The sequence below is a fragment of the Bacillus sp. TH50 genome, from assembly GCF_016650565.1.
Classification (GTDB): domain Bacteria; phylum Bacillota; class Bacilli; order Bacillales; family Bacillaceae_G; genus Bacillus_A; species Bacillus_A mycoides.
Genome location: NZ_JAEKFM010000003.1, coordinates 2343903 through 2363289, shown reverse-complemented (window position 1 = coordinate 2363289; position 19387 = coordinate 2343903). Strand labels below are relative to the sequence as shown.

Below are 19387 nucleotides of genomic sequence, written 5' to 3'. Positions count from 1 at the left end.
ATGGGACGAAAGTGTTCTCATTTGACGTTTTTGATATAGCATGATATAGTGAAAACACTATTGAGCTACATAATGTGGTACGGAAATAAAGCACGTTGTATTAAAGGCTGTAAGCTTGTTATACATTCATGTCCTTTATATCCACCTTTTCATGTGGATTCATAGTTTCATTTTTATTTAGGAGGTACATGACATGCAAACAGGTAAAGTTAAATGGTTTAACGGCGAAAAAGGTTTTGGCTTCATCGAAGTTGAAGGCGGAGAAGACGTATTCGTACATTTCTCAGCTATTCAAGGCGACGGCTTCAAAACTTTAGAAGAAGGTCAAGAAGTTTCTTTCGAAATCGTTGATGGAAACCGCGGACCACAAGCAGCTAACGTTACAAAAAACTAATTAGCTAGCGAAAAAAAGCATTCCGAATTTCGGAATGCTTTTTTTATGCTTTAGAACCAGACTCATCTGAAGATAATTCACCTTTAAAGGTGCGTTCTTCAAAGTCATCAAGCAATTGTTCATATTCTTCATGTTCTTCTGTTGCGAAAACTTGTGGGTTTTTTCCATACATATCTGTTCCGATAAAGTTTTCGAAATCCTCTACATACCCAACATTTTCTTCACTATTTACGTACATGCCATTATAGTTTTTTGAATCCTGTCTTTCTAAATCGGATGGTGTTTCTGATGTTCCGTAATTTGCGACGTCTTGCCAAGCATCTTCAGCATCGTACTCTACAGAATGATCTTCGTCGTGCTTATGAAAAGAAGAATTTAGCACCTCTTCTTCAACTGGGCGCGCCTTCATATCTAATTTATTTGTAGTGTGCTGAATACACGTTGTAGCAGTTGGCATTGCTTCTAATCTTTCAAATGGAATTTCCTCACCAGACACTTCGCAAATTCCGTACGTACCAGCTTCAATTTTTTGCAGAGCATGTTTCGTATCTTCTAACTGTTTATGCCAAAATTCGATGAGTCCGAAATCTTTCTCACGTTCGTACAATTCTGTAGCCATATCACCTGGATGGTTGTCATAGCTAGACAATTCTCCTACTGAATCACGTTCAGATGCACGGTTTTCATCTTCATGAGTTTGTATCGTTTGTTCAACTTCTTGCTGTTGTTTTTCTAGAATAGATTTAAATTGATTTATTTGTTGTGGAGTTAACATAGTCGTCCACCTTCCTACAATTCAGTTTCTTTACATAGTATGAGCGTTGAGAGTAGGAATTATGAGATGAATTTCAGCCGGGAAGTCGGTATATGAAAAAAGGAGCCGCATAAGCAGCTCCTTTCTATAGGAAGTATCCAAGCAATAATCCGATTCCCATTAGGAGACCGAAAATTGTATTTGTTTTTGCTGTTGAAATCATCGCAGGTACCATTTCCATTGGAATGCTTTTGCCGATAAAGCCTTTCGTCGCTTTAAATGCTTTCGGTACACTTAAGAATACGATAAGCATCCATGGTGATACGATGTTAACGATGATTAAAGCGATTGTCCAAATGTAGGCAACGATAAACATAGAAGCAAGTACACCAACGGCTCTTTCGCGTCCAACGAGAATTGCTAACGTTTTACGACCATTTTCTTTATCACCATCTAAATCACGAATATTGTTAGATAGTAGAATTGCACCAATTAAAATGGAGCTTGGAATAGATAATAAAATCACTTCTGATGTTACTGCGCCTGTTTGGATAAAGAATGAAATACCAATAATAATGACACCCATAAATAATCCTGCTGTTAGCTCTCCAAATGGTGTGTACGCAATTGGAATGGGGCCACCAGTGTAAAGGTAAGCAACGGCCATACAAACAAGACCGATTGCAGCAAGCCACCAGCTAGAGTTCATACAAATATAAACACCTAATAGCGTTGCAATGCCTAAAAATCCGAATGCTAAGTTAAGCACGGTTTTTGGTTTAATGCCATCGCGGACGATAGCACCTCCGATTCCAACTGAACCTTCATGATCGAGTCCTCTTTTATAATCAAAGTATTCATTAAACATGTTCGTTGCTGCTTGAATGAGAAGGCAAGCAAGAAGCATCATAAAGAAAAGAGGAAGATGTATTTGATTTATACCTCCGACCTGCATTGCAAAAGCTGTTCCGATGAAAACAGGAACGAAAGCTGCTGTTAATGTATGGGGACGTAATAAACTCCACCAAATTCGCCAGCCTGTTTGTTTACTTGGCTTTGGCGCCGTAGGAGAGGAATTCGTTTCGACGTTCATTTCCATGTTGAATCCTCCTTGGTCACATATTGTACACAATTAAGTGTAGAAAAAGCATCATTTAGTGTCAACGTTTATTTTCTAGGAAGAGAAGGTGAATTTCTCAGAAATGCTAAACGTTGACAGGCCTTTCCTTTGAGGTGTATCTTAAAATCAAGCGTAATTATGACTATTTTTCGCCCATAGAGGGGAGACAATTGTGATTCAAACGAAACGAAAAGGCTTACAAGAAGTTCTTGTTACAGCTATTAAGCGTACGACTGATGAAAAAACATTAGTTAGTTTTGTAAAACAAATAGATTGGGTGGATCCACTTCTGTTTTATGCAGCAGGAAAAAGGATCGCATTCGAAAATAGATGTTATTTTGCAGACCCAGCTCAGCATGTAATATTTGCTGGAATTGGCTCTGTTTTCACTATAGCAAATTCTTCTCACAAACGCTTTCAAACTGCTCGTGACGAGTGGGATCAAGTAAAGGAGAAAGCATTCGTACAAAGAGAAGGATACGAATTTGGAACAGGTCCTCTTTTATTTGGTGGATTTTCATTTGACCAAGAAAAAGAAAAAACGAATCTTTGGAAAGAATTTGATGATACCACATTTTCACTACCAGCATTTTTATTAACTGTAAAAAATGAAAAGGCGTGGTTAACGATTAATCAGTTCGTTTCAGCTGAAGATTGTGCAGAAACTCTTTATAACGAAATTATTTCTGTAGAAGAGAGAATTTTACAAGAGAGTAAATGTGCACTAGTAGGATCAAAATTAACAGTTACTTCTAAAGTAGAAGTTGATCCGAGTGGCTGGATGAACGCGATTGGAAAAGTGCAGCATGAAATGAAGCAAGGGAACGTGCAGAAGGTTGTATTAGCAAGGGAGCTAAAATTAACGATGGATCAGCATATTGATTCCGTTCTTGTTTTAGAAGCGCTTAGCATTGGGCAACCGGATTGTTACGTATTTTCTTTTGATTATAAAGGAGCATGCTTCTTAGGGGCGACACCTGAGCGATTGATTCGAAAAGAAGGCGAGAAGTTCACATCGATGTGCCTTGCTGGTTCAATTGGTCATGGCAATTCTATAGAAGAAAGTAAACAAAATGGTGAGACGCTTCTTCATGATGAAAAGAATTTGGCTGAACACGGTTATGTAGTTAACATGATTCGAGGTGTGCTAAGTGAGCATTGCGAATCTGTTAATATTCCGGAGAGCCCAGGCTTATTAACGACGAAAAATTTAATCCATTTATATACGCCAGTAGAAGCAAAAGGTGATGCAAGTCTTTTAACGATGGTAGAAGAATTACATCCAACACCAGCTCTTGGTGGTACACCTCGTCATGAGGCGTTGAAATTAATTCGTGATGTAGAGCTTTTAGATAGAGGATTATATGGTGCACCAATTGGCTTTATAGATGATGAAGGAAATGGTGAATTTGCGGTTGCACTTCGCTGCGGATTATTAAATGGCGAGAAGGCATCCTTGTTTGCCGGCTGTGGTATCGTAATTGATTCAGTAGCGCAGCTTGAATATGAAGAAACAAGTTTGAAGTTTAGACCGATGCTTGGTGCTTTGGAGGAATTAATGAAATGAACAATCATATAGAAGCATTATCATATTATTTAGGCGCGTTCGTGGACGAACTGACGCGTCTAAATGTATGTGATGTTGTCATTAGTCCTGGCTCACGGTCAACGCCGATTGCCTTACTAATGGAACAACATGAAGGAATGAAAACATATTTACATGTAGACGAAAGATCAGCAGGATTTTTTGCGCTCGGTATTGCGAAAGCAAAAAAACGTCCTGTTGCGCTATTATGTACGTCAGGGACGGCAGCAGCGAACTATTATCCAGCTGTATGTGAAGCGTTTCATTCACGAGTGCCGCTTATCGTATTAACAGCGGATAGACCGCATGAATTAAGAGATGTGGGTGCACCACAGGCGATGAATCAATTTAATTTATACGGTACTTTTGTGAAGCAATTTACAGAGATGGCACTTCCTGAAGCGAGTGAAGCAATGTATCATTACGCTCGAATGACAACGCAGCGTACGATAGCAAGCGCACTTCTAGCGCCGCAAGGACCTGTTCATCTTAATTTTCCAGTTCGCGAGCCGCTTATACCGGATTTCTCATTAGAAAGTTTATGGGATAAAGGGCGTGGTGAATATACAGGAGTAGTTCAGCAAGGGAACGTGACGATGCCGAGTGAATATGTAGATTCTCTTGTAGGGCGCCTTTCACATATGGAAAAGGGGCTTATTATTTGTGGAGACGGCAGTCATCCAGAAATAACAGAAGTTGTTATGAAAGTAGCTGAGAAAACAGGGTATCCAATTTTAGCAGATCCACTTTCTAACCTCCGTAGTGGTAATCATGATAAAACGATGGTTATAGATTGTTACGATACATTTTTACGAAATGAATTGTTAAAAGAAACGTGGAAGCCGAATGTTTTAATTCGTTTCGGAGGAATGCCTGTCTCTAAAGCATTAACGCAGTTCATTAAAAAACAAACGAAAGCTGTTCATATCGTTGTTGATGAATCTGGACAATGGAGAGATCCAGCTCTAGTTGCGACAGAAGTTGTACAAGCTAGTGACAGTGAATTTTGCAGAGCATTACTAGAGAAAATGCCAGTTATGAAAAAGAATGATTGGTTCGGAATGTGGAAACATATAAACGAGAAAACGAGAGAAACGCTTCGTGAGATGGAAACATATGAAACGGCGTTTGAAGGAAAAGTAGTTACGGATATTGTACGTGTATTACCAGAAGGGGCAACGTTATTTGCGAGTAATAGTATGCCAATTCGCGATACCGATTCATTTTTCTTCACATCGGATAAAAACATTCAAGTAATGGCGAACCGCGGTGTAAATGGTATTGATGGAATCATTTCAACAGCTTTAGGAGCGAGTATTATTTGTGATCCGCTCGTATTAGTAATCGGTGATTTATCATTTTATCACGATTTAAACGGACTATTAGCCGCGAAACTACATGAGTTAAATATAACGATTGTTGTTGTAAATAATGATGGTGGAGGTATTTTCTCATTCTTACCACAATACGAGAAAAAGGAACATTTCGAATCATTATTTGGAACACCAATTGGGCTTGATTATGAACATGTTGTCAAAATGTATGGTGGTTCATTTAGCCGTGTAAATGGTTGGGAAAACTTCCGAGAAGAAGTACAAACTGGAACGAAAACGAATGGATTACATGTTGTGGAAATTTGTACGAATCGCGAAGAAAACTTGAAATTACATCGTGAACTATGGGCAAAAACAATGGACGTTATTACTACATCTTTGCAAGGTGAATCAAAATGAAAGTAACATTGCAAGGTGTATCGTATGAATATGAAGTAGCCGGAAGCGGGGAACCACTTCTACTTCTTCATGGTTTTACGGGAAGCATGGAAACGTGGGGTTCCTTTATTCCTTCTTGGAGCGAGCAGTTTCAAGTCATTCTAGTAGACATTGTTGGACACGGGAAAACGGAAAGTCCTGAAGATGTGACGCATTATGATATTCAAAATGTGGCGCTGCAAATGAAAGAACTACTGGATCATCTTCATATTGAAAATGCACATGTACTTGGCTATTCAATGGGTGGTAGACTTGCGATTACGATGGCATGCTTATATCCAGAATATGTGCGTTCGCTTCTTTTAGAAAACTGTACAGCTGGACTTGAGAGTGCAAAGGAGCGAAAAGAACGCAAGGAAAAAGATGAACGACTTGCCGATAAAATTGAGCAAGAAGGCATCCGAAGTTTTGTATCGATGTGGGAAAATATTCCGCTATTTGAAACGCAAAAACGTTTAGTGCAAAACGTAAAAGAAGCGGTGCGAAAAGAACGACTTGCTAATAATCCAAAAGGACTTGCAAATAGTCTTCGCGGCATGGGAACAGGGGCTCAGCCTTCATGGTGGAACGAATTGCAAAACCTAAAAATGCCTGTCCTTTTAATGAATGGAGAAAGCGATGAAAAGTTCTTTCGCCTATTAAAAAACATCAAAAAATGCATCCCTCATGCGAAATTTGTCAAAATTGATGGGGCTGGCCATGCAATTCATGTGGAACAACCGGAAAAGTTTGATACAATAGTAAAGGGATTTCTAAAAACTATGCAGTGATACTTTTTTCAGCAAGAAGGAAGTTGCACTTATAGCGGAGATCAGAAATATAAAAGGAGGTAATAGTAATGACTATTGAATGGGTAAAAGAAGGCAATTACGAAGATATTATTTATTCAACATACAATGGCATCGCAAAGATTTCGATTAACCGCCCTGAAGTACATAATGCATTCCGTCCTAAAACGGTAATGGAGTTAATCAATGCTTTTGCACACGCTCGTGATGATGCAAATGTTGGCGTTATCATTTTAACAGGTGAAGGTGGACGTGCATTCTGTTCTGGCGGCGACCAAAAAGTTCGCGGTCATGGTGGCTATGTAGGTGACGACCAAATCCCACGTTTAAACGTATTAGACTTACAACGTCTAATTCGCGCAATCCCTAAACCGGTTATCGCAATGGTAGCAGGTTATGCAATCGGTGGTGGACACGTACTTCATATCGTATGTGACTTAACAATCGCTGCAGACAACGCTGTATTCGGACAAACAGGTCCTAAAGTAGGAAGCTTTGACGGTGGATACGGAGCTGGTTATTTAGCTCGTATGGTAGGCCATAAGAAAGCTCGTGAAATTTGGTACCTATGCCGTCAATATAGTGCACAAGAAGCACTTGATATGGGCTTAGTAAACACAGTAGTACCATTAGAAGAACTTGAAGCAGAAACAGTACAATGGTCACAAGAAATTTTAGCAAACAGCCCAATGGCACTTCGTTTCCTAAAAGCTGCATTCAACGCAGACACAGACGGTTTAGCTGGTATTCAACAACTAGCTGGAGACGCAACGTTATTGTACTACACAACTGACGAAGCAAAAGAAGGCCGCGACGCGTTCAAAGAAAAACGCACTCCGGACTTCGGTCAATTCCCTCGTTTCCCGTGATCAAACCAAAAGCGGAAGCGGCTCGCACACAATGTGAGACGCTCCTAAAAGATCACACCGGAAACAAAACAACTAAGAGACTTGATGTCATATCAGGTCTCTTTCTTTCATGAAAGGAGAATGAGTGATGGAGACGATGCCGAATTGGTTAATGCAACGTGCATTTTTAACACCTGATCGCACTGCAATTGAAATTGAAGAGGAGAAGGTTACTTTCGTGCAGCTGCATGAAAAAGTAGTATCTGTTTGTGAACACCTCACGCATGTAGGAGTGAAGCGGGCGCAAAAGGTGGCTGTTCTGATGAAAAATGGTATGGAGATGATTACAGTTATTCACGCCCTATCTTACATAGGTGCAGTAGCTGTGCTTTTAAATACGCGTCTTTCAAGAGAAGAGCTACTTTGGCAAATGGATGATGCGGAAGTTGTTTGTTTAGTGACGGATCAAGAGTTTGAGACGGAAAATGTTCCAGTATGTTCATTTGCTGAAGTGATGCAAGGACCGAAGGCGGAAGCATTTATACAAGAAGAATTCTCTTTAGAAGAAGCGATGACAATTATTTATACGTCAGGGACGACAGGGAAACCGAAAGGCGTTATTTTAACATACGGTAACCACTGGGCAAGTGCAGTCGGTTCTTCGCTTAATTTAGGGCTTCGTGATGATGATTGTTGGTTAGCTTGTATGCCAATGTTCCACGTTGGCGGGTTATCTCTTTTAATGAAAAATATTATGTACGGTATGCGCATTTTACTCGTTCCAAAATATGATGCTAATTTTATTCATAAAGCACTTCAAACGAGAGGCGTTACGATTATTTCTGTCGTTTCTAAAATGCTAACAGATTTATTAGAACGACTTGGCGAAGGTACATATCCATCTTCTTTACGATGCATGTTACTTGGGGGAGGACCAGCACCGAAGCCGTTATTAGAAACATGTGTGGAAAAAGGAATTCCTGTGTATCAAACGTACGGTATGACAGAAACATCATCGCAAATTTGTACGTTAACAGCAGATTATATGTTAACGAAAGTAGGATCAGCCGGAAAACCACTATTTCAGTGTCAGCTTCGTATTGAAAAAGACGGCGTAGTAGTGCCGCCACATGCTGAAGGAGAAATTGTTGTAAAAGGGCCAAACGTAACAGGTGGCTACTTTAACCGTGAAGATGCGACGCACGAGGCGATCAGAAATGGCTGGCTTCATACTGGTGACCTCGGTTATTTAGATGAAGAAGGGTTTTTATACGTATTAGATCGCCGCAGTGATTTAATTATTTCTGGCGGGGAAAATATATATCCAGCTCAAATTGAAGAAGTATTGCTCTCTCATCCGGCGATAGTGGAAGCGGGTGTTGTCGGTATGAAGGACGAAAGTTGGGGACAAGTACCGACTGCTTTTGTTGTAAAAAGTGGAGAGGTAACAGAAGAAGAAATTCTTAGTTTTTGCGAAGAGAAATTAGCGAAATATAAAGTGCCGAAGAAAGTATGTTTCTTAGAGGAATTACCACGAAATGCTTCAAAGAAATTGTTAAGACGAGAGTTAAGACAATTAGTGGAGGAGATGTAAGTGGAAATAAAAAAAGCGACACTTTATATAACGAAAATGCCGCTCGTTATCCCGTTTGCGGCAAGTTACGGGACTTATGAAAAGCGTGAGAGTATCGTCGTTGAATTAGAAGATACAGATGGATATGTTGGGTTTGGTGAAGTCGTTGCATTTTCTGAACCGTGGTATACGGAAGAAACGGTGAAGACAGCGCTGCATGTACTTCAGGATTTTTTATTACCAGATTTATTGAAAGCTGAAATCTCTCATCCGAATGAAGTATCGTCTTTGTTCAAACATATAAAGAGAAACCGAATGGCAAAGGCCGGAATTGAAGGTGCCGTTTGGGATTTATATGCGAAGCGTCAAGAGCAGTCATTAGCGACATTACTTGGTGGAACTAGGACTGAGATTGAAGTCGGAGTTGTGATTGGGATAAATATGATTCCGGTTATGTTAAAACAAATCGAGAAGTACGCGGAAGAAGGATACGAGCGCTTTAAAGTGAAAATAAAGCCAGAACATGATTACGAATTACTGAAAGAAATTCGTAAAGAGTTTCCGCACATTCCGTTAATGGCTGATGCCAATTCAGCGTACACATTAGCGGATACAGAGAAATTGAAACGACTAGATGAATTTCAATTGATGATGATTGAACAACCGTTAGCGGATTACGATTTTCTTGATCATGCACAACTGCAAAAGAAAATTGAAACACCGATTTGTCTAGATGAAAGCATCCATAGTTTAGAAGATGCACGTGTGGCGATTACGCTCGGTAGTTGCCAAATCGTTAATATTAAACCAGGGCGAGTGGGTGGATTAACAGAATCCATTCAAATCCATAATTATTGTATGGAGCATAACATACCAGTTTGGTGCGGTGGCATGGTAGAAATGGGGATTTCACGAGCTCAAAATGTTGCACTTGCCTCTTTGCCAAACTTTACGATTCCTGGAGATATATCTGCTTCTAGTAGACATTGGGAGAAGGATATCATTTCACCAGAAGTGATGCTTGAAGGCGGAAAAGTAAGGGTACCGCAAAGTATTGAACGTGAGTATGAAGTAGATCGAGGCAGGTTGGAAGAAATAACAAAGCAGCGGATTATTTTTGAGCGATGAATGGGAGCTTTTATTAGTACTGACTACCTGCAAATAGCGGGATGATTTTGTCGTTAATTGTCGGTAAGTCGATATATTTAAAAAATCGCTGATATAATTCAAGTTACGGTCGATATATTTAAAAAATCGCTGATATAATTTAAATTACAGTTGATATATTTTGAAAATTGCCGATATAATTTCATTTATCAAGGTTACTCTTACGGGTAGCCTTTTCTTATTGTACAAATTGGATAGACTAGTTTAAAATCGAGCGTATGAAAACAGAATAAAGTAGGGGGAGTAAAATGAAGCACATTTCAATTTTAATAGCTGATGATGAGGCAGAAATTGCTGATTTAATTGAGATACATTTAGAAAAAGAGGGGTACCACGTCGTTAAAGCAGCTGATGGAGAAGAAGCCATGCATATTATTCAAACTCAGCTAATTGACTTAGTGGTTTTAGATATTATGATGCCGAAAATGGATGGATATGAGGTGACACGCCAGATTCGTGCGAAACATCATATGCCAATCATTTTCTTAAGTGCGAAAACATCTGATTTTGATAAAGTGACAGGTCTTGTGCTAGGTGCGGATGATTATATGACGAAGCCTTTCACACCGATTGAATTAGTTGCGCGTGTAAATGCACAATTACGTCGATTTCTTACGTTAAATCAGCCGAAAGTAGCGGAGAATAAATCTGCTTTAGAAATAGGCGGAGTCGCTATTGATCCTGAGCGAAGAACAGTAAATGTGTACGGAGAGCCAATTGAATTAACACCAAAAGAATTTGATATTTTATATGTATTAGCGAGTCATCCGAAGAAAGTGTACAGTGTGGAAAATATTTTTCAGCAAGTATGGGCTGAAGGGTATTACGAAAGTGGAAATACAGTTATGGTACATATTCGTACACTGCGGAAAAAACTTGGGGAAGATAAAAGAAAGAATAAGTTAATAAAAACGGTATGGGGAGTAGGGTATACTTTCAATGGCTAAAAAAATGAGAAGCTTTCGCTCAAAGATGATTATGCTATTTGCGTTAAGCATGATATTAGCTGGTGGCGTAACGTATTTAATTTATAAAGGATTACGGATCTATTATAAATTAGTAGTTCGTTATGAGGATCCTTTAGCCCAATTTCGTTCAATGGTAAGACAAATTGGGGATATTAATTTCTTTTTAATTATCTTCATCCCTCTATCCATTATGTTTTTCTTCTTCCTTACAAGGCCTTATTTAAAGTATTTTGATGAGATTTCAAACGGGATTCATCATTTGGCGAACGGTGATTTTACAAATCAAGTTCGTGTTTCATCAAATGATGAGTTTGGATATATCGCCCGCGAAATGAATGTAGCGAGTGAGAAATTAAAAGAAGCGGTTGAACGAGGAGACTTTGCGGAAAGTAGTAAGGATCAGTTAATTGTTAACTTAGCTCATGATTTAAGAACGCCGTTAACATCTGTTTTAGGTTATTTAGATTTAATTCTTAAAGATGAGAATTTGACGAAAGAACAAATTAAGCATTTTTCCACAATTGCTTTTACGAAATCTGAAAGGCTTGAAAGCTTACTTGATGAATTATTTGAAATAACGAGAATGAATTATGGCATGTTGCAGCTGGAAAAAAGACCAATTGATATAAGTGAACTACTTATACAGTTAGAGGAAGAATTGTATCCATCATTAGAAAAAAAGGATTTAGAAGCGAGATTGAATATGGATTCGAATTTACCTATTAACGGTGACGGAAAATTGTTAGCTCGAGTATTTGAAAATCTTTTAACGAATGCGATTCGCTATGGATACGATGGAAAGTTTGTTGATGTGAACGGATATATTGATCGGGAAGAGGTAGTTGTACAAATTATTAATTACGGAGATAGCATTCCAGAAGAAGATTTACCGTATCTTTTTGATATGTTTTATACAGGTGATAAAGCAAGATCAGAGCAGCAGGGTGGAACAGGTCTTGGATTATTTATCGCGAAAAATATTATCGAACAGCATGATGGGACAATCTCTGCTGAAAGTAATGTAATTAGAACGATATTTGAAGTGAGATTACCAAAAGAAGAGAGCAAAGCAATTTAATAAAAATTTAAACTTTACCCCACTTTTTATTTTAATAGTTTTTTCTATTCTATACGTAAGTCACGTTAAGGGGGAACTAGAAATGAAAAAGTGGGTATTTATTTCTCTTTTTATAGTATGTACAGCATGTGTAGGCTTTTATATATCACCAGTATTTCAAAAGGAGATCGATGTTAAAATTGCAGAAAAAGATTACAAAGTAAAAGCCGCGAACACTGAAAAGATAGAGGTTACAGAGGAACAAATTTATAAAGGTGATCTATTATTAGTTAATAAAGATTATCCGGTTAAAAAAGATAGTGTTAGGTCCGATATTATAAATGTAAATCACAATAGTGAATTAGTAAGAGGCTATGTAATATTTGATAGAAATCTTCGCTTATCAGAGGGTGTTGTAAAAAAGTTTTTGAACGTTGTCGATGCAGCTGGGAAAGATGGAGTACAGCATTTCTTAATGAGTAGCGGTTACCGAGATTTTCAAGAACAAAGTAAATTATATAAAGAAATGGGATCTGATTATGCACTTCCAGCAGGATATAGTGAACATAATTTAGGATTATCACTCGACGTTGGGTCTACTCAAAAGAAAATGGAGAAAGCGCCTGAAGGAAAATGGATTGAAGATAATGTATGGAAGCACGGATTTGTTTTACGTTATCCGAAAAATAAAAGCGATATTACAGGCATTCAATATGAGCCGTGGCATATACGTTATGTTGGCTTACCACATAGTGCGATTATGCAAAAAGAGAAAATTACATTAGAGGAATATTTAGACTTCCTCAAAGAGAAAAAAGAAATTTCAACTGATGTTGAAGGTAAGAAATATACGGTTTCTTATTATAAAGTTTCAGATCGTATGAACGTGAATGTTCCGGTGAATAAGCAGTATGAAATTTCGGGGAACAATATGGACGGGGTTATTGTGACTGTTCAGGAATAGGTGTTTCTTCACCAATCGGGATTTTGCGGGATGAAATTTGATTCTCCCATAATAGTGCTCTATTGTGGGAGAATCAAAATAGAAGAACAGATACAAATTTTTAATAATAGAAAAAGTAATCTTTATATGACGAGGGTTTTAATTAGCACATGTTCAATGACTTTTATTCAAAGTAAAAAAGGTTGGAGCCTCATCAACATTTTTCAGCCATATATACTCTTGACTATGTAAGCCATCCTTCATCCAGATATCACCTTTATATACATTTGTCTTCTTACGAAACCAAGTAAGATAAGATCCAACAACTTGAGGATCTTCATCAAGTTCATTCTTTTTTGGGAAGGAAATTTGTTTCTGTTCTTCTGTTTTTATATTAATAATATAAAGCGTTGTGATCATCGGCGGAACAGGCCCTTCCTTCCATTCCTTGTTCTCTTTTGTACGAGCCACAATCACTTTGTCTGGTGAGAACCATTCCAAATCAAGGTCTACATAACCTACAGGTGTGTATTCCTTTTGTTGTTTAGATGTTATCATGTCTGCAACTGTGAATTTTTTATTTTCTACCAAAAACCTTCCTTCTCCTGAAATATAGGCCAGTTGATTAGCTGATGGAGCCCACTTCATCCAGTCTTTGAACCCTAGTAGTTTGCCTATCGCTTGAAAGTGTTCCCCTTTTGATGAGATAACACATAACGTATTGCTATCCATTGACAGGGAAGCAGTAGGAGTGGCTAAAAAACTAACCCATTTTCCATCAGAACTCCACTTAAAATAGTTAGTACCAATCGCAAATAAATCAGTTTCATTTGTTCGAATCGTATAAAAAGGCTTTATTTTATCTTTAGCAAGATTTGCATCTACTGGAATTCTATAAAGTGGGATTGGGCCCCATCCAATAGGACGCAAGCAGGAGTGTGAGGAAACGATAAATTCCTTTCCGTTCGGGAACCATTCGAAATCACTAACCCCAAGTGATACATTTTCAAAACCTTGCGGGCGACCATTTTTTATTTTTGTAACGTTTAATACACCTTGATCAGTGTATGCCAATTGATTTTTGTTTGGTGACCACTTAAAGTCAGATGTTACGACTCTTACATAAGGCTGATAGTTTATTTTCTCCTTAGTATCATAAATGAATAGGTTAGATTTTTTACCCGTTTCATCACTATCAATATAGCCAATAAACCTACCATCATAAGACCATTTTGGAGAATACACATATCGATTCTTTGTGATTTGTATTTCTTGATTACCCTTTTTTATCCATAGCTGATGGTCGCGGAGAAATGCAGCTGTGAGTGGTGGGGTCTCTGCGCTAACCATCGTTGATAGATAAAAGCTGATTAAGATTGTACATAATAAAATCCGAAATTCCAAGAACATCCCTCCTACTTATAGGCTGTCCTAATATTTAATGGAAACGCTCGTCAAAATGTGCATTTTCATTCATAATCTTCTTTGGCTATTTTGCTCTGTCACCTAAAAAAATATCTGATTTTTTTATTAAGTATTTTCCATAAAATGACCCTTTAGCAGAACGACTTTATTTCAAATTTACATTAGAGGAGGAAATAATGTGGAATTAAACATTATAACGTTATATTTACTTCTTCCTTTTTTTGTGTTACGCTAAACGTGTGAAAGAGATATAAAATGAAATTTTAATGTAAGCGTATTCTTATGGCTTCTTATAGAAAAGGGTGGAAATACAATGACAGAACGATTCGTGCTACGTAATGTGAAACGTGTGAACGGGGAAGAGATTGACATTGTAGTTGAAAATAATAAAATCGCACAGGTGACGAAAGCTGGTTTTGGCGAGGGCGAAAAGGTTCTTGATTACGCAGGTACTTACGTATCGAGTGGCTGGATTGATTTACACGTTCATGCTTTTCCAGAGTTTGATCCGTATGGCGATGAGGTAGATGAAATTGGCGTTAAGCAAGGGGTAACGACAATTGTTGATGCGGGAAGCTGCGGAGCTGATCGTATCGCAGATTTAGTACAAAGTAGAAAGCAGGCAAAAACGAATTTATTTGCCTTTTTAAATATTTCTCGCATCGGTTTGAAACGAATTGATGAATTATCCAATATGGAATGGATAGATAAAGAGAAAGTAATAGATGCAGTAGAAAAGTATAAAGATGTAATCGTTGGATTAAAAGCGAGAATGAGTAAAAGTGTCGTTTGTGATAGCGGAATTGAACCGCTGCACGTAGCGCGTTCTTTATCTCGTGAAACATCATTACCGATTATGGTACATATCGGTTCAGCTCCTCCGCGTATTGAGGAAGTTGTACCTCTTTTAGAAAAAAATGATGTCATTACACATTACTTAAACGGGAAAGAAAATAATTTATTTGATGAAGAAGGAAAACCGATGTCAGTGTTATTAGATGCAGTGAAACGCGGTGTGCATTTAGATGTTGGTCACGGTAATGCTAGTTTTTCTTTTAAAGTAGCAGAGGCAGCGAAGCGTCACGGCATTGTCCTTAATACAATTAGTACAGATATTTACCGGAAGAATCGTATACACGGTCCAGTGTATAGTATGGCTAACGTTCTTTCGAAATTCCTTTACTTAGGGTATCCGCTAGAAGAAGTAATTGATGCGGTTACGAAAAATGCGGCAGAGTGGCTGAAAAAACCAGAGCTTGGTCGTATTCAAGTAGGAGATATTGCAAACTTAACTTTATTTACGGTGAAAGATGAACCGATTACGTTAATTGATTCAGAAGGGGATCAGCGCATTGCTGAAAGAAGAATTGATACGAAAGGGGTTGTAATCAATGGGTCATTCATTGAATGCTAAGTACGGATTAAAAAGAGTGATTAATGCGAGCGGTAGAATGAGTATTTTAGGTGTATCCGCTCCTACAGATACAGTTATGGATGCGATGAAACATGGTGGACAAAATTATGTGGAAATTGCTGATTTAGTAGATAAAGCGGGAGACCATATTGCGAGAATTCTAGATTCAGAGGCAGCAGTTGTTGTAAACTCAGCATCGAGTGGAATTGCGCTTTCTATCGCTGGTATCGTTACAGAAGGAAATCGCCGTAAAAGTGAAAGACTTCATCAAGAAGTAATCCTGAAAAACGAAGTGATTATGTTAAAAGGTCATAACGTTCAATACGGTGCTCCTGTTGAAACGATGATTTATTTAGGCGGAGGTAAGCTCGTTGAAGTAGGTTACGCAAATGAAGGGAAAGCGGAGCATATTGAAGATGCAATTGGCGAAAATACAGCAGCGATTCTATATGTGAAATCCCATCATGCAGTACAAAAAAATATGATTTCTGTTGAAGAAGCATGGGAAGTTGCGCAGCGAAATAACGTACCACTTATCGTCGATGCGGCAGCTGAAGAAGATATTCAAAAGTATGTGAAGTATTCAGACCTTGCAATTTATAGCGGTTCAAAGGCAATTGAAGGACCTACTTCTGGTATTGTCGGCGGTAAACGAAAATATATTGAATGGCTAAAAGTACAATTACATTGCATCGGAAGAAGTATGAAAGTTGGGAAAGAAACGACTTTCGGCTTACTTCAAGCGCTTGATGAGTACGGAGTGAAAGAAGATAAGAGTGAGCAAGAAAAAGAGTTGTTACAAGTACTTATGCCGCTGAAAGAGTTAAACGGTGTAAATGTAACAATCGTTCAAGATGAAGCTGGAAGAGCAATTTTTAGAGCGCGTATTCATATTAACGAGAACGAATTAAATAAAACTGCAAAAGGTGTTGTGACCGCGTTACGCGAAGGGGAAATCGCAATTTACACACGTGATTACGGAGTAAGACAAGGGTTCTTTGATATTGATCCACGTCCACTTCAAGGCGATGACATACATGTGATTGAAGAAAAAGTGAGAGAAATTGTAGGGGGAAACTAAGATGACAAACATTCAAAAACGTTTTTATAAAGGCCGCGTAGCATTAAATGTATTAGCGAACAATATCCGAAATGCGAAAGACATTTTTGAAGCAGCAGAAGGTTATGTAGTAGTCGGTGTGTTATCAAAAGATTATCCAACAGTAGAAGAAGCAGTAACTGCGATGAAAGCATACGGAAAAGAAATTGATGACGCTGTATCAATCGGACTAGGAGCAGGAGATAATCGTCAAGCGGCAGTTGTGGCTGAAATTGCGAAACATTATCCAGGTAGTCATATTAACCAAGTGTTCCCTTCAGTTGGAGCAACGCGCGCAAATCTTGGCGGAAAAGATAGCTGGATTAATAGTTTAGTATCACCTACAGGAAAAGTAGGGTACGTAAATATTTCTACTGGTCCAATTAGTGCAGCTGGAGAAGAGAAAGCAATCGTTCCAATTAAAACAGCTATTGCACTTGTACGTGATATGGGCGGGAATTCATTGAAATACTTCCCAATGAAAGGTTTAGCGCATGAAGAAGAATATCGCGCAGTTGCGAAAGCTTGTGCGGAAGAAGGATTTGCATTAGAGCCAACGGGCGGAATTGATAAAGAAAACTTTGAAACAATTGTACGTATTGCATTAGAAGCAAACGTAGAGCAAGTTATCCCGCACGTGTACTCTTCTATTATTGATAAAGAAACTGGCAATACGAAAACAGAAGATGTTCGTGAATTACTAGCGGTCGTGAAGAAGTTAGTTGATCAATATGCGTAAGAAAATTGCAGCATTCGGTGAAGTAATGATGCGCCTGCAAGTGCCAGGATATGAATTGCTATCGCAAGCAAACACATTAAATTACTCATTTTCAGGTACAGGTGTGAACGTTGCAGCAGCACTTTCTCATCTAGGGCATGAAGGTTTTCTTATTTCAACTTTACCGGAAAACTCTGTTGGGGATGCTGCGGTATCACATATTCAAAAGTTAGGCATTCAGGCACCGTTTGTTTCAAGAGGCGGTAAATATGTTGGTATGTACTTTTTAGAAAATGGATTTGGAGCACGCGCAAGCCGCGTTACATATTCGAACCGATTAGAAAGTAGTTTCAATACGGCATGTGAAGAGATGTACCAATTTGAAGAAATTGCAAAAGAAATTGATATCGTTCATTTTTGCGGGATTACCCTTGCGATGAATAATACTGTGCGCCATCATATGAAATCTTTGGCGAAGGCAGTTAAAGAAAATGGAGGCACTGTCGTTTTCGATTGCAACTATCGTCCATCGCTTTGGGGAGAAGATGGGTATGAACAGGCGAAACCTCATTATGAAGAAATGCTAGGCCTTGCCGATATTGTAATGATGAATGAAAAAGATGCGATGTTTGTTCTCGGAATGAAAACGGAAGAGACGGAGCGAGAAGCACAGCTTGTTGATCTTATTCCAAAAGTCGCTGAAATATATAATATCGCTACAATTGCTGGGACACATCGTTCTATTAATAGCGATAATACACACTCACTTCGCGGATTCATATGTAAAGATGGGACGTTCACTTTTGCCAAAACACTTACGTTTTCTGTATATGATAGAATAGGTGCTGGAGATGCTTATACGAGCGGAATTATTCATGGCGAGATAGAAGAGTTTGCACCAGAGAAAGCTGTTTCATTTGCGTCAGCAGCTGGAATGCTTGCACATACAATCGTCGGTGATACGCCAATGTCATCAGAGAAAGATATACTTCGGGCAATGATGGCATCAGTAGGTGATGTAGAAAGGTAGTGGGTGTAACGGTGAACGTAACGAGAAAAAGAGGTCCATTATATTTACAAATTAAAAATATTATTCGTGATCGAATATTACATGGTGTTTATGCCATTCATACAAATATTCCTTCTGAACCACAATTAGAAGAAGAGTTCAAAGTGAGTAAAATTACAGTGCGAAACGCAATTAAAGAACTCGTTCAAGAAGGATATTTAGAAAAGAAAAGCGGTAAAGGAACGAAAGTCATTCGAAATACTTCTGCGACAAAGCTTTCAAAGGGAAAGAAATTTACAGAAGTGTTAGTGGAAGAAGGCTATAAAGTACAAAAGAAATTGCTAAAGGCAGAAGTGGTTCATAATGAAGAAGGAACAGTACCATTTCGTTTGTTTGGTAAAGAGAGTTTTCGTATTGAGCGTCTATATGCTTTAAATGATACTCCGTACATTCATTATACGCACTATTTCTCAGCACAAATGGCAAGTACAGACTTAGCGGACTTTGACTTACAATCGCTTTATGATCTAGTCGAGGACCGTGGTATACATTTAGAAAACTTCAGAGATGAATTCGCTGTTGGATTTGCGCCTAATTTTGTTGCAGAAGCGTTAGGAGAAAAAGAGGGAACAGCGTTATTAAAACGTATGCGCTATTCTTACGATGAAGTTGGCGAAGTAATTGAATATAGTGAAGGCTACTACAATACGGAAATGCAGCATTACGTTGTAAATTATGATGTGTAAAAAATGA

General features: G+C 38.4%; 18 protein-coding genes. 15 read left to right on the top strand and 3 right to left on the bottom strand.

All coding sequences use genetic code 11. The annotated features are described in order from the left end of the window. Positions 1 to 193: 193 nt before the first annotated feature. Entirely contained in the window at positions 194 to 394 is a 201-nt protein-coding gene (gene cspD, locus JFU23_RS12275; RefSeq protein ID WP_001193051.1) for a cold-shock protein CspD, read from the top strand. A 43-nt stretch (positions 395 to 437) separates the two neighbouring features. Here the strand turns inward: cspD and JFU23_RS12270 are convergent, their stop codons facing one another. Together JFU23_RS12270 and JFU23_RS12265 are read right to left on the bottom strand one after the other, a co-directional pair. Next, complete coding sequence (locus JFU23_RS12270; protein ID WP_201032000.1) at positions 438 to 1169, bottom strand: yteA family sporulation protein; 732 nt, start codon at positions 1167 to 1169, stop codon at positions 438 to 440. Positions 1170 to 1293: 124 nt separating this feature from the next. After that, positions 1294 to 2247: a 1,4-dihydroxy-2-naphthoate polyprenyltransferase gene (locus tag JFU23_RS12265; protein WP_002015811.1), complete on the bottom strand. Its 954-nt coding sequence runs from the start codon at positions 2245 to 2247 to the stop codon at positions 1294 to 1296. A 193-nt stretch (positions 2248 to 2440) separates the two neighbouring features. On the opposite strand from JFU23_RS12265, the gene JFU23_RS12260 reads away from it, so the two are divergent. The 9 genes from JFU23_RS12260 (at position 2441) to JFU23_RS12220 (ending at position 12990) form a co-directional block, all read left to right on the top strand. Continuing rightward, positions 2441 to 3835, top strand: coding sequence for an isochorismate synthase (locus tag JFU23_RS12260; RefSeq protein ID WP_201031999.1), 1395 nt, complete (start codon positions 2441 to 2443; stop codon positions 3833 to 3835). Continuing rightward, positions 3832 to 5586, top strand: coding sequence for a 2-succinyl-5-enolpyruvyl-6-hydroxy-3-cyclohexene-1-carboxylic-acid synthase (gene menD / locus JFU23_RS12255; protein WP_201031998.1), 1755 nt, complete (start codon positions 3832 to 3834; stop codon positions 5584 to 5586). The genes JFU23_RS12260 and menD overlap by 4 nt, the downstream gene beginning before the upstream one ends. Beyond that, positions 5583 to 6395: a 2-succinyl-6-hydroxy-2,4-cyclohexadiene-1-carboxylate synthase gene (gene menH, locus JFU23_RS12250; RefSeq protein WP_201031997.1), complete on the top strand. Its 813-nt coding sequence runs from the start codon at positions 5583 to 5585 to the stop codon at positions 6393 to 6395. The genes menD and menH overlap by 4 nt, the downstream gene beginning before the upstream one ends. Positions 6396 to 6463: 68 nt before the next feature. Further along, positions 6464 to 7282 carry a 1,4-dihydroxy-2-naphthoyl-CoA synthase gene (menB, locus tag JFU23_RS12245; RefSeq protein ID WP_002089233.1) on the top strand — a complete coding sequence of 273 codons (819 nt, stop codon included), beginning with the start codon at positions 6464 to 6466 and terminating at the stop codon, positions 7280 to 7282. Between the two features lie 127 nt (positions 7283 to 7409). Continuing rightward, positions 7410 to 8855, top strand: a complete 1446-nt coding sequence (locus JFU23_RS12240; protein WP_201031996.1) for an o-succinylbenzoate--CoA ligase — start codon at positions 7410 to 7412, stop codon at positions 8853 to 8855. After that, a complete protein-coding gene (gene menC, locus JFU23_RS12235) occupies positions 8856 to 9962 on the top strand; it encodes an o-succinylbenzoate synthase (RefSeq protein WP_201031995.1) in 1107 nt (368 codons plus the stop codon). A 287-nt stretch (positions 9963 to 10249) separates the two neighbouring features. Then, the gene (locus JFU23_RS12230; protein ID WP_085312668.1) at positions 10250 to 10948 is read left to right on the top strand and encodes a response regulator transcription factor; all 699 of its coding nucleotides are present in this window, start codon (positions 10250 to 10252) and stop codon (positions 10946 to 10948) included. Further along, positions 10941 to 12047 carry a HAMP domain-containing sensor histidine kinase gene (locus JFU23_RS12225; protein ID WP_201031994.1) on the top strand — a complete coding sequence of 369 codons (1107 nt, stop codon included), beginning with the start codon at positions 10941 to 10943 and terminating at the stop codon, positions 12045 to 12047. The genes JFU23_RS12230 and JFU23_RS12225 overlap by 8 nt, the downstream gene beginning before the upstream one ends. An 82-nt stretch (positions 12048 to 12129) precedes the next feature. Continuing rightward, positions 12130 to 12990: a M15 family metallopeptidase gene (locus tag JFU23_RS12220; RefSeq protein WP_201031993.1), complete on the top strand. Its 861-nt coding sequence runs from the start codon at positions 12130 to 12132 to the stop codon at positions 12988 to 12990. Between the two features lie 153 nt (positions 12991 to 13143). Here JFU23_RS12220 and JFU23_RS12215 read toward each other — a convergent pair whose 3' ends face one another. Beyond that, a complete protein-coding gene (locus tag JFU23_RS12215) occupies positions 13144 to 14373 on the bottom strand; it encodes a translocation protein TolB (RefSeq protein WP_201031992.1) in 1230 nt (409 codons plus the stop codon). Between the two features lie 334 nt (positions 14374 to 14707). Here JFU23_RS12215 and JFU23_RS12210 point away from each other — a divergent pair, with 334 nt between their 5' ends. Genes JFU23_RS12210 through JFU23_RS12190 form a run of 5 tightly spaced genes read left to right on the top strand, consistent with a single transcriptional unit; the run spans position 14708 to position 19380 of the window. Next, positions 14708 to 15808, top strand: coding sequence for an amidohydrolase/deacetylase family metallohydrolase (locus JFU23_RS12210; protein WP_201031991.1), 1101 nt, complete (start codon positions 14708 to 14710; stop codon positions 15806 to 15808). Further along, positions 15786 to 16889 carry a DgaE family pyridoxal phosphate-dependent ammonia lyase gene (locus JFU23_RS12205; protein WP_201031990.1) on the top strand — a complete coding sequence of 368 codons (1104 nt, stop codon included), beginning with the start codon at positions 15786 to 15788 and terminating at the stop codon, positions 16887 to 16889. Before JFU23_RS12210 ends, JFU23_RS12205 begins: the two co-directional genes overlap by 23 nt. A gap of 1 nt (position 16890) precedes the next feature. Then, positions 16891 to 17646, top strand: coding sequence for a 2-dehydro-3-deoxy-phosphogluconate aldolase (gene dagF / locus JFU23_RS12200; protein ID WP_000181936.1), 756 nt, complete (start codon positions 16891 to 16893; stop codon positions 17644 to 17646). Continuing rightward, on the top strand, positions 17639 to 18655 hold the full coding sequence (locus JFU23_RS12195) for a sugar kinase (protein WP_201031989.1): 1017 nt from the start codon (positions 17639 to 17641) through the stop codon (positions 18653 to 18655). Before dagF ends, JFU23_RS12195 begins: the two co-directional genes overlap by 8 nt. Next, a complete protein-coding gene (locus JFU23_RS12190) occupies positions 18655 to 19380 on the top strand; it encodes a GntR family transcriptional regulator (RefSeq protein ID WP_002015828.1) in 726 nt (241 codons plus the stop codon). The genes JFU23_RS12195 and JFU23_RS12190 overlap by 1 nt, the downstream gene beginning before the upstream one ends. Positions 19381 to 19387: the final 7 nt, after the last annotated feature.